Genomic DNA, 14,490 nt, shown 5'->3' with positions numbered 1-14,490 from the left:
TTACAGTGAATCCCCCAGACGGCTGCCGTACTGAAGTTCGGCATACTTCTGGTATTCTCCCGACTGAATGCGGGTCCACCATTCTTTGTTATTCAAATACCACTGAATGGTTTCCTTAATGCCAGTTTCGAACGTATGCTTTGGCTTCCATCCCAGCTCATTCGTGATCTTAGTCGGATCTATACCGTAACGGCGGTCATGTCCAGGACGGTCCTGAACATAAGAAATCAGCGAATCCGGTTTGCCTAGTTCCTGTAACACGGTATTCACGATATGCACATTCGTCCGCTCATTATTGCCGCCAATGTTATATACTTCGCCATTCACACCTTCATGAATAACCAGATCAATCGCACTGCAGTGATCCTCAACATACAGCCAGTCACGGATATTCATTCCGTCACCATATACAGGAAGCGCCTGATCAGCCAGTGCACGGGAGATCATCAGCGGAATCAGCTTTTCCGGGAACTGATAAGGACCGTAGTTATTGGAGCAACGCGTAATGTTAACCGGCAATCCAAAGGTCTCGTGGTAAGCACGCACAAGCAAATCCCCGCCCGCTTTGCTCGCGGAATAAGGACTGTTCGGTGTCAGCGGTGTTTCTTCAGTGAAGAGACCTGTAGCGCCAAGCGATCCATAGACTTCATCCGTGGATACTTGCACGAATTTAGTTACACTGTATTTCTTGGCTGCATCCAGCAGCACTTGAGTACCCAGCACATTCGTCTTCACAAACACTTCCGGCTCCAGAATACTCCGGTCCACGTGAGACTCAGCAGCGAAGTTAACCACGACATCCACACTGTCGCCGATCAACGCATCCATCGCCGCTACATCGGTAATGTCTGCTTTGACAAATGTATAGTTCGGATGATTCTCGATTGATTTCAGGTTCTCCAGATTACCTGCGTAAGTCAACGCATCCACGTTGACGATCTGGTAATTAGGATGTTGCTGCAGCATGTATATTACGAAGTTGCTGCCGATAAAGCCGGCTCCGCCGGTAATGAGGAGTTTCATTTGTGTACCCACCTTTTATTAGTAGTAATAATTAATACCTTCATATCCGTATTGGATGTAGTTATCAATTATATGTATTAATCAAAATTCAGTTCTATATCCTTTAACAACGGATGAACGCTGTTCTCTGCCAGACAACACTGAGTTTGTTGCAGGACTGGCAAACACAGGTCCTGACATTCCATAGTATGCCGCGGCCAGGCTCAGGGGAATAGTGTTCGTCTACTTTGTAAAAGACTTGGATTGGGGCGACTTTCATATCTTGAAGTGCCTCCCCTTATTTATTTGGTTTTTATAATAAGCTTAGAAAGGGTATAGGTAATTGGAATAGTTATTACTATAACAATTAATGGTACAATTCCGGTAGATAAATGTACATGTTCTACTAAAACATACAACATTAATATATTAACTAAATACTGTATCAAATACACAATAGGGAATTTAAGAAATTTTTTAAGTGAAACTTTTTCTTTGAATACAAAAACTGTATTTAAGTAATAGGAAAGAAATATTCCTGAAACATAAGAAACTGTATAAGACAAAGAATAATTAAAGAATAGTAGCAGCAGTAAATACATTAAATATGTAGCTAATGTATTAATCCCTCCACTTATGACAAATTTCAAGAATTCTTTATTCAAAAGTTTGGTCAATAACGTAGGACGGCCGCTCTCTGCTCTCATCTAGTATCCTCCAAAGATATTCACCTATAATCCCCAACATGATCATAATAATTCCCAACAAAAAAGTAATTAAGGCAATAATTGTAGTCCACCCTTGAAGCTCAATAAACCCAGACAAAGTGCCTATTATTACAAAAACCCCATATAAAAAACTTAAAATGGCTGTCATAACACCTATAAAGGACATAAAACGGATTGGAGAATATGAGAAGCTTACAAAAGAATCAATAAAAAGTTTGATTTTTTTTGAAAGCGTCCACTTGGATTTGCCTAGTTTTCTTTCCTGCCTTACATAAGGGATCTGCACTTGATCATGACCAAGCCAATATATAAGACTCATAATATTAGTGTTTTTCTCATGAATCTTAACTACTTCATGAACAACCTGTTTATCTATTAACAAAAAGTCAAATCCACCCTTTGGGTATCCTTTCAAAGCAAATTTCTCTAACAAATAATAATAGGTATTAGAAAACATTTTTTGAGAGAATGATTCTTCCCTATCTTCTCTTGTGGCAAGAACAACCTTTGTACCCAACCTCCAATGTTCTATCATCTCCTTGAACAATTCTGGAGGGTCTTGTAAATCGGCCGCAATGATACCTACACAATCTCCAGTAGTGTAATTTAACCCGGCCTGTATCGCAGACATTGAACCAAAATTACGACTTAACTTAATGACTTTTATTCGCGGATCTTGCTTTTTCGCTTCCATCAGTAGCGGAAATGATTTATCCTTCGAACCATCGTCGACAAAAACAAACTCAAAATCACAATCTGGTATAATATTCTCTAATTCCTGCAATCGTGGGATAGTATGTGGGATGTTTAATTCGTTATAGTATACAGGTACAACAATCGATAATTTAATCCGGTCTGTACTCATTTACAACCTCCACAATTCTTTTCACATCATCCATGTCCATCACAGGACTTATTGGGAGGCTCACAATCTCAGAATGGATTTTTTCGGATATAGGGAACACCATTTCATTCCATTCTTTATAAGCCTCTTGTTTATGGGGAGGAATCGGGTAATGAACCATTGTCTGAATTTCGTTTTTGGTCATATATTCAATAAATTGACTTCTCAAGGAGGTCCTTACAACGAAAACATGCCAAACATGTGATAACGGTCCTTCTTCGACGGTTGGTAATACAATATGCTCATTATTGATATTATTCAAATAATACATTGCAATCATTCTTCTATAGTCATTATCTTGATCAAGATATTTTAATTTCATACTCAAAATAGGAGCTTGAAATTCATCTAATCTGCTATTATATCCTTTAAATAGATTTTCGTATTTCTTTTGTGATCCATAATTTCTTAGAGCGTGAAGATCTTTATACAAGTTTTCATCATTAGTCGTAATCGCCCCGGCATCTCCTAAGGCACCCAGGTTTTTACCTGGATAGAAACTAAATGCTGCAGCATCTCCTAAATCTCCAACTTTCCGTTCAGCATAAACAGCACCATGAGCTTGAGCACAATCTTCAATTATCTTTAAACTATATTTTTCTGCAATTTTTTTAATAGGTCCCATATTACATGCTTGGCCATAAAGATGAACCACTAAAATCGCTTTGGTATTAGGAGTTATACTTTCTTCTATTTTGTAAGGATCCAAATTGTATGTCAGTAAGTTAGGCTCTATTAACACAGGTGTTGCCCCATTTGCAGATATAGATAATATGGATGCAATATAAGTATTGGAGGGTACAATTACTTCATCCCCAGGACCAATATCGTATGCTCTCATGATTAATTCCAAAGCATCTAATCCGTTGGCTACTCCCAGAGCATATTTAGTTCCACAATAATCAGCAAATTCCGCTTCAAATGCTTTGACTTCCTCCCCCAGAATGTACCATCCAGAGTGCAGAACCTTATGAACACAATCTAATATCGCTTCTTCATGACGCAGATTAATCTTTTTCAAATCAAGAAAAGGGATCATTTTAACCCACCTATTCTATTTTCAAGTAGTTTATTAGTTTTCAATAATATTGTCTTCCTTTAAAGAGTATTGCTTCCCGCATACTAAGCAAGAGAATTGTTGATTCAATTTCTCCCCACAGTTACAAATGTATCCTTTAAATTTTGCCGGATTCCCATACCAAAGCGTATTATTAGGGATATTTTTAGTTACCAGCGAACCAGCCCCCACCATAGCATACTTACCAATAGTGTTGCCAGCGATTATAGTTGCATTTGCACCTATCGAAACCCATTCTTCAAGAATAGTTTTTAGAAATGTACTTGGGTACTGTTTGGAGCGGGGCCTTAGATCATTAGTAAAAGTAACATTGGGTCCGATAAAAACATTGTCTTGTATTCTAACACCATCCCAAATATAGACTCCTGATTTAACAGTAACGTTATTTCCTATAATCACATCGTTTTCAACAAAAGTATGGTCATTTACGTTACAATCCTCACCTAGAACGGCTCCAGGTAAAATATGAGCAAAGGCCCAAATACGAGTATTCGCACCAATATTCTCTGACTCCACAATGGCTTGTGGATGACTAAAATACTTTTTCATTCACTCTACACCTTCCAATATTATTAATCACGAGTTAATTTTATTTATTTCACACTACGGGACTTTATTATTGTCTTACACTTAGTAGTAACTATGCCAATCAATACGCTACACACCAAGCAGAATATTGGAAATAATATTTTCCCTAAATTAATCGTCAGTAATCCTATTTTTTGTCCATAGTAGATAAATAATGAATGATATAGAAATACATAAAGGGAATTACCACCAATTAATTCTATTGGTCTGAAAATTATTGACAACCGATTAAATTTTTTTTCAGCAATTTGAAAAATGAAAAATAAAATAGCCGCTATTATAAGTGTATAGACTAACGTACTTTTATTAGGAGGGTTCGCCCAACTCTTGTCTAACAAATGATTATTTAAGTATACGAATAATGCAAACAAGGAAGCTACCAGCCCTCCTGCAAGTTCCTTTATCCCATATTGAAATCTTCCCTTCAGAAAACTAGGCGGACTGGTTGAAATTAATTGCAGAAAAATCCCAAGACAGAAACAAAATAAATATGATCCCCCTAAAACTCTACTAGCCCCTCCATAGTAATTAGAAATGCTTGTGAAATGAGTAAAATAAAAACTAATCATATATATGAAAATCAAAGCCACTAACTGCTGATAGAATGTCCGCCCTTGAAACAATCTAAAAAGGATTGGTGAAACAACTATTAGTTGGAGGAAAAATAAAACAAAGTAAAAAGGGGCTGAAGCATTGAACATTATAACCTGATTTTTAAAAATATTAAAATCAAAATAAAACTTATTGGAATACAAATGATAAACCAAAGTTGCAATCAAATATGGGACAACAATTGAAGCCACCCTTTTATAGATATACGATCTAATCGGCAACTTCGATCTCCCCATAGATATAGACGAAGTAAAACCGGCCAAAATAATAAATAAAGTGACTGAGTAAATCGTTAAACTATGAACAAAGGTATTTATATAGACCAACCCGTATAAATGATCAAAAACAACTGCAAGCATAGCTGTACCCTTTAAAAAATTGATCCATCTTAACTGCACCATCTGACCTCTTTTCTGACTTATAAATACGCTATCTTTGCGAATACACTTTTATGAATTTATCGTAATCACGAATGTAATCTTCTGAATCATATAAATGAGATGCTAGAACTAGTAATACGCAATCCGGAGAGAAGTCATACATTTCGTGCCAATCATTAGGTTCCAGAATGAGCATTTTTGTAGGTGAATCTAGCAAAACGTCCATTTTTCTTTTCGTATTATCTAAATAAACTTTACAGTTCCCTGATACACTTATTAGCGCTTGTCTAGTTTTATAATGAGCGTGAAATCCTCGGCGTATATCAGGTAAAGTTCCATAAATATAAAATACTCTCTTAATGTCGAACGGAACGGTATTTTGCCCTTCTATAACAGTTAGATATCCTCTTTCATCTCCAAGAGCACTACTTTCTATAATTGAACTTTCCTTCTCATTTCCATCCAATTTCATCTCGTATCTCCTCGTGATTTAATTCATAATATAGAAAACCAAATCCTACTAACTGATTATGCTAATCATTTAAAAAAAGATATTTCCTTAATTTTAATAACTGATAAGGCAGGAGGATCTATTCGAAGAGATATAAGATTATTCATAAACTGTTGTCTTTCACAAATTATCTTGTTCATCCCTTTTTTTAATTTAATAACCCCACTATACTTTTCACTATAGGACTCATTTTCTTGAAGTAAAAATAATTGCATGTCACCTTCGACATTAGACTCTATAGTAAAGGATATATGTTCAAAAGAATCCTTTTCTAATTTTTCTGCAAGTGATATTGATATATAAGGATCAATATTCCCAGCCTTCAAAATATAACTATCACTTTCTGCATTTTCTATAACCAAGTCAGAAAAAAAATCAATATTCTCCTTATCTAACTTTACACTTTCAATTTTCTTATATTGAGACATAGATTTATTCTCATCATTTATTAAATTCAATCCGTATTTTTCAGGATTATCTGATAGATTAACGATTATTAAGTCATCGACTAATGCCACAGAACCTTTATATGGCCACGCAGGCATTAATTCAGCTAACTTAATCGCCTTCTCTCTTTCAATTTCAGTTGGAATCTTATATTTGTACCCTAAAGAACTCATAAAATTACCTATTCTATCTTTATCCCCTCCAAACCACTCAAAAAAGGAAAACCCTAAAATCTCTTGTTTCATAATATTTTCTCTTGGTAACTGTGCATGACTTCCCAAAAAAACAACAGGTTTAGAAGGCTTCTCTCCTAAATCAAGTTCTAGTATTCTAGTTCCGATTTGGTTAGCAATTTTTATATCATCTTGATATCTATTATAATCACTATAATATAGTTGGCTCATTGATTGAGACTGATAGATAGTTGTAATAACAAAAACTAAAATAATTAGGTTACGTATAAGCCTCTTCTTAGTAAGCATGTAAAGTAAATACCAAATCGATGATACAAACAAAGCCAAAACAAAGCTAGTTCTTATTGGCATGGGTGATCCTAAGATTATAGACATTAAAAAAGGTGACATTATGAATGCCACCAATAGAGCGGCTATTATCCATGCAGTAGTTGTTGTATTGTTATTCTTAAGAGCCCTGAATATAAAGAAAAGCAGAATTAAGACACTCAGAATGATGCTAGGCAGTATAATATTACTGCCAATAATAACGTCACCAAGAATGAGTTTTTTAAAATTCTCTATTAGAGTTTCAACTACAATCACAGAGTTTTCTTTTCCCCAGAGGAAAAACCCATCCACATAATCTGACTTTGGTATAAACAAAGAAATGAAAATATCTATTATTTTGTAAATAACCAAACTTAGAAATGCTACTAATATATATTTCAAAACCACTACTACAGTATCTTTTAGATTTACATTAATACTCGAGTTCTGTAAGTTAATCAAATGCATAATTGTAATTAAGATCACTGCACAAATAAACACTGGCATAAAAGCTTGATATATCGAAATCGCAAAGATAAGTAATAAAAGAGCAATTAACATATAGCTAATATTTTTTTTCATAATTGCCCATTTTGCAACCATTAATGAGGCCAGAGAAACCATTATCCATCCTATACCAAGCTCAAAACTCATTATAGAAAATCCTACGTTTTCGGAATGTGCAGGGAAGGTAAGAAACACCAACGCCAGTCCTAATCCTGGCCAATCCAATTTAGTAGATTTGTCCTTAGTGATGAGGCAACTACTTAAAGCATAAGCCCATATTATACTGGTAAAGACTAGTCCAGTAACAGCCAATAAACTAGCTGTAATGGAATTACTTTGCCAATTATGAAATACAAGCTTTAATATTGATATTCCAAAACGCCCCTGAGAGCTCCAAATAGATACAGAAGCACCAAAATCACGAAATAATGCGTTTTCCTCATCTAATGAAAGCGTAAATTGAGTTAAGGGAAAACCGTAAGCCCAAATCGCTACAAAAAATAAAAAACCATATAGAACTTTATTTACTTTTATATATGAATAAAACAAAGATAATTCTTCTTTCATTGTATTTACTGTATCCTTATAAAGCCTCATCCCTCTAACCCCTTTAAATTACCAAATAAAAAGAGAATTCCTCTTTTCCACCCATCCCGGTCATCTCATAGATCTACTCAGAACTATATTACTAGCTATATCTTCAATAAATACGATTTATCACTCTCTAATGAAAGATTTATATTATAAAAGGGGTCAGCCTTAATAAGTTCAGGCCATTTTTCTAACATATACTCAATTTCTTGCATAAATCTCGCCTTTTTCTCAGTAGTATCTTCAGCACCTCTAGTTTTTGATTCGTGATGATACAAACTAACATTATTTAGGCAGACATTATAATATCCTTTATCAATTAATTTCAGACAAAAGTCTACATCGTTAAATGCTACTGCAAGATCTTCTTCGAGGCCACCAACTTCATTAAACACTTCTTTTCTCACCATTAAACAAGCAGCTGTTACTACTGAACAATTCCTATTTGTTAACAACATACCGAAATATCCAGGGTCAAGTTCATTACAAGTTCTAAAAGCATGTCCAGCGATTCCACCCAACCCCATAATTACACCTGAATGTTGTATGGTACGATCTGGGTAGTAAAGTTTGGCTCCAACTGCTCCAGTATTAGCTCGAAGAGCGTAACCCACCATCTCCTCAAGCCAATTAGAGCTTATTATTTCAATATCATTATTAAGTAGCAATATTAAAGAACCTTTAGAGGCTTGAGCAGCAACATTATTAATCTTGGAGTAATTAAATGGAATATCCAAGGTGATTATTCTGAGTCTACCATTTAAACGCAGTTCCCAATCTCGAAATACGGCAAATGTCTCTTCCTGTTTACTCCCATTATCAACAATTATTATTTCATACTTGCTATAATTGGTTTTACTAACAATAGATTTCAAGCAAAGATCTAGTATCTCACTTCCATCTTTTGTAGGGATGATTATAGAAACAAGAGGTTCTTCGCTTAAATTATAATGTATTCGATACATGTTAGGATAACCATCAATTTCTTGTACTTTGCCATCTATCTCTCTTCTTTTTAGCGCATCCTCTAAACTCCTAATTCCAGCGTAGTGTGTATAATTCTTAGCTCCAGATCCAGAAGCAGTGGATTCAGGTATTGATCTCCAATGATAGAGGATTTTTGGCAAGTGATGTATTCGATTAGTTAGTTCAGTAAACCTTAATACTAAATCGTAATCTTGACTGCCCTCATAACCTTTCCTAAATCCACCTAACTGATCTACAATTTCTTTCCGATAAATACCTAGATGACAAGTATACATATTAGAAAGAATTAAATCAGGCGACCAGTCCGGTTTAAAATATGGAGAATGTCTCTCCCCATTAACTCCTATTTTATCTTCATCTGTATAAATCATATCAGCTTCAGGATATGTATTTAATAGTTTCACTACTTCAAATAATGCAGTTGAAGCTAGTTCATCATCATGATCCAGTAATGCAATAAATTCCCCGGTGGCTATTTCAAGAGCCGAGTTAGAATTTTCTGAGATATGACCATTCGTACTCCTATACACAACTTTTATCCTCGCATCTTGCTCTTCATATTCTTTTAATACATTTTTTATATGCATTTTAGGTGAGGCATCATCTGAAATGCACAATTCCCATTTCGTGTAAATTTGACCCATTACTGAGTCGATACATTTTCTTAGCCATACTTCATCCACATTATAGACAGGAAGAATAACTGATATTAACGGATTATATTTAAAATCCCTCATAACTTTATTAGCTTCTTGAGTTACAGTTGATGTAATAGCATTACGAGAAAGCCATATTTGATAACTGTAATTTTCATCAAATTTATTATCTTGTACAATCTTAATTTTTTGTTTAACGCCCTCTATCCCTTGTGTTCTATATACATTTAGTGCTTTATGAAATAACATCTTGATTGTTCCCAAACTAAATCCACGTTGTTTTACAATATTCAGAATTGATTGTAAAGCCAGATAGCGCTTCATTGTTTTTTTAATCATTATCTTTTCCATTTTAAACTCAAATTCCCTATCGCCAGGGTCTAGTCTCAATTTTATCGTGTTAATAGGAATATAAAAAACAGCTTTGTACTTATTTTGACCAGCAGAAATAGAAGCCAAGCTCGTACTTTTGCTCTCTGAAAAACCTGATCCATCATCCCAATATAGTTTAACTGGTGCATCAACGCTACTAATTGAATTCCAGGATATTATATTCCAACCACAATAAAACTTCCCTTCTAAAATAAATGCCGGATCTTTACCAATTGAGATCCATATTCCATTTTCATTTTTCAAATCAAATAATGGAAGAGGATTCATGATTGATCTAAAACCAAACAAACCCGCTATCGCTGTCAAAATCCGCTTAATTATATCTGTAATCTTCAAAACAATCCTCCTAGATACACTTCTTTTGTTAGTTATTTCCCCAATATTTTCCTCGCCTTAGTCACAAACTTCCATGCTTTAGAGTTATAAATATTAATTAACTCTTGCTCCTTTTCAGCTAACTGCTGCATCAACTCATGTTTTTTTGCTTCATTAGCTGTATTTTCTATTTTTAAATTCGCAATAACTTGACTACTCTCGGATAATTTATTCTCGAATTTTTCAATTTCATCTGTACATTTTTTCATTTGTCCTTCCATTTTATGCTTATCATTATTCAAATTATTAATATGCGTATCTTTCATCGCTAATTGCAGTTTAGATACATCATTAATAGCCAGAATTTCACTCTCTTTAATACTTAGCGTATTAACATAGTGATTGATAATCTCGCCCATGGTTAGTTTCTTAATCTGGATTTCAAAACCTTCAAGCTCCATCTCTGATTCTAGACTTAATATTATGTTTGGATCATCTTTTTCAAAAAAATAAATATTGAAATCTTCCAACTCAAAATTCCCCGAAAATCGATGTTTTATGACAGTTTCATTAAATGCCCTAATTACTCGGAGGTTTTCAATTTTATAACAGCCGCTATAATCCGAAGGATCTATTCTAATACTTTTTATAACACCAAGACCACGAAGATCAACAAAAGCCGTCTTATTTAACTCGTTATCATTGAACTGAAAGTTTTTACTATTCAACTCGTTATATCCTTGACCTAAATCAATAAATATTTGAACTTTATCTAATTTCAAATTAGTTTCTTTGTTCTTGTCAAGCATTGAGCAAAGATTATAGAATGTGCGTTCCATTGCGTCTAACTTTTCTAAAGTTTCTGCAGGTATTTCTAATGGTTTTCCAAACGATAAGTTAAGCTCTCTTCCTTTTTCTAAAACAACAATTTTTCTATAGGAATCCTCCGTATAATCATAGTCAAATATGTGCGAGTTATAGAACTTATCAATTTCTTGACGATAAACCGTTAATTCTGGATACTTTGCAGCAAAGAAATGAAAGCCTATTAGTTTCTCCCAGATATTTAATCTTCCATGACCTGCTATTTTAAATTTCATATTTTTTTCATGAAGATACTCCTTCAGTGCATCCTCATTAGGCAGTCCATTCTCTTTATGTTCAGCTAACCAGATATAATCCTCTTCAAATAAACTATTGTATATAGAATTTACCCTTGACTCTGCGTCTACAGTCTCCATAGAATAAAATGGCGCAGTAATAATACATATCTGTGAACAAACACGATATAATTCTTCAATAAATCGGTTTCTTTTTTCTGAGGGAATATGTTCAAATACATCCAATGCAACAATCACATCATATTCACCATCAGGAAAATCCATATCAGTTGCATCTCCGAGGATAAAACTCGGATCTTTTTGTAACTCTTCAGGTAGTTGAATGTCTAAATAAGTTATATTATCTAAAGGTAAGAACTTCTCTAACTTACGGTGTTCATTAGCTCCGACTTCAAGAATACGGTACTTCTCATTATCACACCGCATTTCATTTATAATATTTCTTATGTTATTGTATCTTTGGTATTGATCAAAGGCACTGTTCTTCATTTTGACACTTCCCATCTATGATTCATATACACTAAACCTTCTGAAAAGTATTTATTAGCAATAACAAAGTTAACAACATTTTCTTTATAATGCATACATACAATTCCTTCATTATTAAACAGTCCAACATCGAGACAAAAAGTACCGCCAAGCAACGGTAAACTAGGAACTATATACCTAACCCTATGCCTCCCAAACTTGTTTGGTATATCAATTTTCTCCAGATGTGTATTCGGTCCAAATATATATTTTCGATCAGGGGTATAAATCGCAACCCCTAATAATAGGTCTTCAATACTATCTGAATAGACTTCATATTCTATATCAACTAATAATTCATCAAAGGTTTTAAAATTATTTTTGTTTAGTCCCACTTTTGTAATTGCGGCTATTAAATCGGGATCTTCTGGTCTTATAAGTTCCTCATCTTGAGAAACTCCAATCGGTTTATCTCCCTCTTCATTAAGTTGTTCCACAACATGTTCAGTATTGTATTTCATGAAATCTTCATATAGATCAGCAATTTCAGATGATTCTCCTGATGCTTGCACTTTACCATCCTTAAGCCATACTGCTTTATTGCAGAACCTCTTCACTTGCTCAGTTGCATGGGATACAAACAATATTGTTGTCCCCTTACTCTTCAACTCTTTCATTTTATCAATACACTTCGTTTGAAAACGTACATCCCCAACAGCAAGAGCTTCATCAACAATAAGTATATCTGGCTCTACATTAATAGAAACAGCAAAAGCCAACCTTGCAAACATACCGCTAGAGTAAATTTTTACAGGTTGCTCAATAAATTCACCAATATCTGCAAATTCAATTATATCATTCATTTTGCTGTCAATTTCTTCACGGCTAAAGCCCATCATCAGACCATTTAAGTACACATTCTCTTTGCCACTGTACTCTGGATTAAATCCAGCTCCTAACTCCAAAATTGCAGATATCTTACCCTTTACTTGTATAGACCCACTTGAAGGTGACAAGACTCCTGTTATCAACTTCAACAGCGTTGATTTACCCGATCCATTTTTACCTAGAATCCCAAGAGCGTCTCCCTTTTCAACTTTAAATGAGATACCGTTAAGAGCTTTGAATTCTTTGTGATACGTTCTATGAGATATGGAAAGAGCCTCTTTCAAGCGGTCTATGGGTTTATCGTATAATTTATAAGATTTTACAACATCTTGAATTTCGATTATCTCATTCAAAACTTTACTCCACCTTTACAACTTTATATTACATCTGCAAAATGAGGCTTCAACTTTTTCAAGCTCTTTATTCCAACTACAAGTGCTGTTAAGCAGAACATCCAGAAATAAAGAGTATAGTAGGGATGTTGTATAAATGAAACGCTATAAATGAAAGTATCTCTATAGCCTTCTACAATATAGAACATTGGATTTAATTTAAAAACATTACTCCAAAAATCAGGTAACATAGTGTATGACCATCCAATAGGAGTGAACCAAAATCCTATTTGCAAAATTATTATGATGATTTGATTTAAATCTTTAAAAAACAACACAATTGCAGATGTGACTAGAGACACCGAAAAAACAAGCATGATTGTACAAATTAAATAATATAACATCTGAAAACTGTATAAATCAGGGTAATATCCATATCCAGTATACATCACGAATATAAATAAAATAAAAAACAAATGTACGAATAAAGCTGAAATAATCTTTACTACAGGAAGAAGTTCAATCTTAAATACAACCTTCTTGACAAGATAACTATACTCTGAGTACACATTTGTAGCACTAGACAAAGCTTCTGAGAAGAAAAACCATGGAATTATGGCAACTATAAACCACAAAATAAATGGAACATCCGATACACTACCACTTCGTAACCCTACCTGAAATACAAACCAGTAGGTCACAATGGTTAGTAGTGGTTGAATGAACCCCCAGACTATTCCCAAGTAGGAAGACGCATATTTAGTTTTAAAATCATTTTTAGCTAGGCTGAAAATCAGCCTTCTACCCTTAAATATCTCTCTCAAGAATCTATAAACTTCTTTAATGGAGTTTATAATGTAAAGACTAATTAACGTTGCAACGACACTACTTAATGAAATTATCGAAATACTCAGAAAACTTTTTCCCTCTATTGCCGCATCACGATGGGCTTTAATATCTAAAATAACATACGGATCAGAATCTAATACTTGAAGTTCTATTTGCTTATCTTTCTGACTTGTTATCTTCAATTCATGCTCTTGAGTTATTATTTCGCTAAGTGGAATGTTTACACTTGAGTTACCTTTTAACTTAACATCTTTAATCTTGACTGTAGCCCTTTGATTCCCCATATCAAATCTAAGGGAGTAAACATTCTTAGGTAAATCATACTTGAGATTTACCCAGTCTCCTTTTTGCCCATAGTCCTGATGAAGCGATTGTTCTTCTGTCCATTCCTGATCCTTATTCATAATATAAAATAATTGGTAGTTATCAGCCTGATCAGAATTCACCTGAAACTCAAGACTTAATCTAGTTTCACTTTTTTGATATCCAGTGAACATATTAAAGAATACAACCACCAAGATAAATCCTATTAGAGCAAGTATAATTTTCTTGAATTTCATCCTTAAGCCCCTTCATTTATTAGCGAAATTTAGGAATTCCCTCTAATTTAGAGATAATATATATTTAAAG

General features: G+C 34.2%; 12 protein-coding genes. All 12 read right to left on the bottom strand.

Annotated features, from left to right (window positions below):
• The 12 genes from rfbB to NSQ73_RS00830 all read right to left on the bottom strand — a co-directional run bounded on the left by rfbB (position 1) and on the right by NSQ73_RS00830 (position 14,420).
• The gene (gene rfbB, locus NSQ73_RS00885; protein WP_340985138.1) at positions 1 to 1,023 is read right to left on the bottom strand and encodes a dTDP-glucose 4,6-dehydratase; all 1,023 of its coding nucleotides are present in this window, start codon (positions 1,021 to 1,023) and stop codon (positions 1 to 3) included.
• 281 nt (positions 1,024 to 1,304) lie between these two features.
• A complete protein-coding gene (locus NSQ73_RS00880) occupies positions 1,305 to 1,709 on the bottom strand; it encodes a GtrA family protein (protein ID WP_340985137.1) in 405 nt (134 codons plus the stop codon).
• The gene (locus NSQ73_RS00875) at positions 1,660 to 2,595 is read right to left on the bottom strand and encodes a glycosyltransferase family 2 protein (RefSeq protein ID WP_340985136.1); all 936 of its coding nucleotides are present in this window, start codon (positions 2,593 to 2,595) and stop codon (positions 1,660 to 1,662) included. Before NSQ73_RS00875 ends, NSQ73_RS00880 begins: the two co-directional genes overlap by 50 nt.
• A complete protein-coding gene (locus tag NSQ73_RS00870) occupies positions 2,576 to 3,673 on the bottom strand; it encodes a DegT/DnrJ/EryC1/StrS family aminotransferase (protein ID WP_340985135.1) in 1,098 nt (365 codons plus the stop codon). The genes NSQ73_RS00875 and NSQ73_RS00870 overlap by 20 nt, the downstream gene beginning before the upstream one ends.
• Positions 3,674 to 3,706: 33 nt before the next feature.
• Positions 3,707 to 4,261 carry an acyltransferase gene (locus NSQ73_RS00865; protein ID WP_340985134.1) on the bottom strand — a complete coding sequence of 185 codons (555 nt, stop codon included), beginning with the start codon at positions 4,259 to 4,261 and terminating at the stop codon, positions 3,707 to 3,709.
• 44 nt (positions 4,262 to 4,305) lie between these two features.
• Positions 4,306 to 5,313 (bottom strand): acyltransferase, encoded by a 1,008-nt coding sequence (locus tag NSQ73_RS00860; RefSeq protein WP_340985133.1) that lies wholly within the window; start codon positions 5,311 to 5,313, stop codon positions 4,306 to 4,308.
• Positions 5,314 to 5,341: 28 nt separating this feature from the next.
• On the bottom strand, positions 5,342 to 5,764 hold the full coding sequence (locus NSQ73_RS00855) for a sugar 3,4-ketoisomerase (protein ID WP_340985132.1): 423 nt from the start codon (positions 5,762 to 5,764) through the stop codon (positions 5,342 to 5,344).
• Positions 5,765 to 5,829: 65 nt separating this feature from the next.
• Positions 5,830 to 7,827, bottom strand: coding sequence for a glucosyltransferase domain-containing protein (locus NSQ73_RS00850; protein ID WP_340985131.1), 1,998 nt, complete (start codon positions 7,825 to 7,827; stop codon positions 5,830 to 5,832).
• A 125-nt stretch (positions 7,828 to 7,952) separates the two neighbouring features.
• On the bottom strand, positions 7,953 to 10,223 hold the full coding sequence (locus tag NSQ73_RS00845; RefSeq protein ID WP_340985130.1) for a glycosyltransferase family 2 protein: 2,271 nt from the start codon (positions 10,221 to 10,223) through the stop codon (positions 7,953 to 7,955).
• Positions 10,224 to 10,255: 32 nt separating this feature from the next.
• A complete protein-coding gene (locus tag NSQ73_RS00840; protein WP_340985129.1) occupies positions 10,256 to 11,812 on the bottom strand; it encodes a class I SAM-dependent methyltransferase in 1,557 nt (518 codons plus the stop codon).
• Complete coding sequence (locus NSQ73_RS00835) at positions 11,809 to 13,032, bottom strand: ABC transporter ATP-binding protein (protein WP_340985128.1); 1,224 nt, start codon at positions 13,030 to 13,032, stop codon at positions 11,809 to 11,811. Before NSQ73_RS00835 ends, NSQ73_RS00840 begins: the two co-directional genes overlap by 4 nt.
• A 23-nt stretch (positions 13,033 to 13,055) precedes the next feature.
• Positions 13,056 to 14,420, bottom strand: a complete 1,365-nt coding sequence (locus NSQ73_RS00830; protein ID WP_340985127.1) for an ABC transporter permease — start codon at positions 14,418 to 14,420, stop codon at positions 13,056 to 13,058.
• Between the last annotated feature and the right edge of the window lie 70 nt (positions 14,421 to 14,490).

Source organism: Paenibacillus sp. FSL R10-2736, from assembly GCF_038000245.1.
GTDB lineage: Bacteria > Bacillota > Bacilli > Paenibacillales > Paenibacillaceae > Paenibacillus_AQ > Paenibacillus_AQ phytohabitans.
Note: the sequence above shows the minus strand (reverse complement) of the source record. Positions and strands in the feature narration are given on the sequence as shown.

What these genes read in the sequence shown, in the direction of transcription:
- rfbB (WP_340985138.1), bottom strand. Translation starts at nt 1,023, where the DNA reads ATGAAACTCCTCATTACCGGCGGAGCCGGCTTTATCGGCAGCAACTTC.
- NSQ73_RS00880 (WP_340985137.1), bottom strand. Translation starts at nt 1,709, where the DNA reads ATGAGAGCAGAGAGCGGCCGTCCTACGTTATTGACCAAACTTTTGAAT.
- NSQ73_RS00875 (WP_340985136.1), bottom strand. Translation starts at nt 2,595, where the DNA reads ATGAGTACAGACCGGATTAAATTATCGATTGTTGTACCTGTATACTAT.
- NSQ73_RS00870 (WP_340985135.1), bottom strand. Translation starts at nt 3,673, where the DNA reads ATGATCCCTTTTCTTGATTTGAAAAAGATTAATCTGCGTCATGAAGAA.
- NSQ73_RS00865 (WP_340985134.1), bottom strand. Translation starts at nt 4,261, where the DNA reads ATGAAAAAGTATTTTAGTCATCCACAAGCCATTGTGGAGTCAGAGAAT.
- NSQ73_RS00860 (WP_340985133.1), bottom strand. Translation starts at nt 5,313, where the DNA reads ATGGTGCAGTTAAGATGGATCAATTTTTTAAAGGGTACAGCTATGCTT.
- NSQ73_RS00855 (WP_340985132.1), bottom strand. Translation starts at nt 5,764, where the DNA reads ATGAAATTGGATGGAAATGAGAAGGAAAGTTCAATTATAGAAAGTAGT.
- NSQ73_RS00850 (WP_340985131.1), bottom strand. Translation starts at nt 7,827, where the DNA reads ATGAAAGAAGAATTATCTTTGTTTTATTCATATATAAAAGTAAATAAA.
- NSQ73_RS00840 (WP_340985129.1), bottom strand. Translation starts at nt 11,812, where the DNA reads ATGAAGAACAGTGCCTTTGATCAATACCAAAGATACAATAACATAAGA.
- NSQ73_RS00830 (WP_340985127.1), bottom strand. Translation starts at nt 14,420, where the DNA reads ATGAAATTCAAGAAAATTATACTTGCTCTAATAGGATTTATCTTGGTG.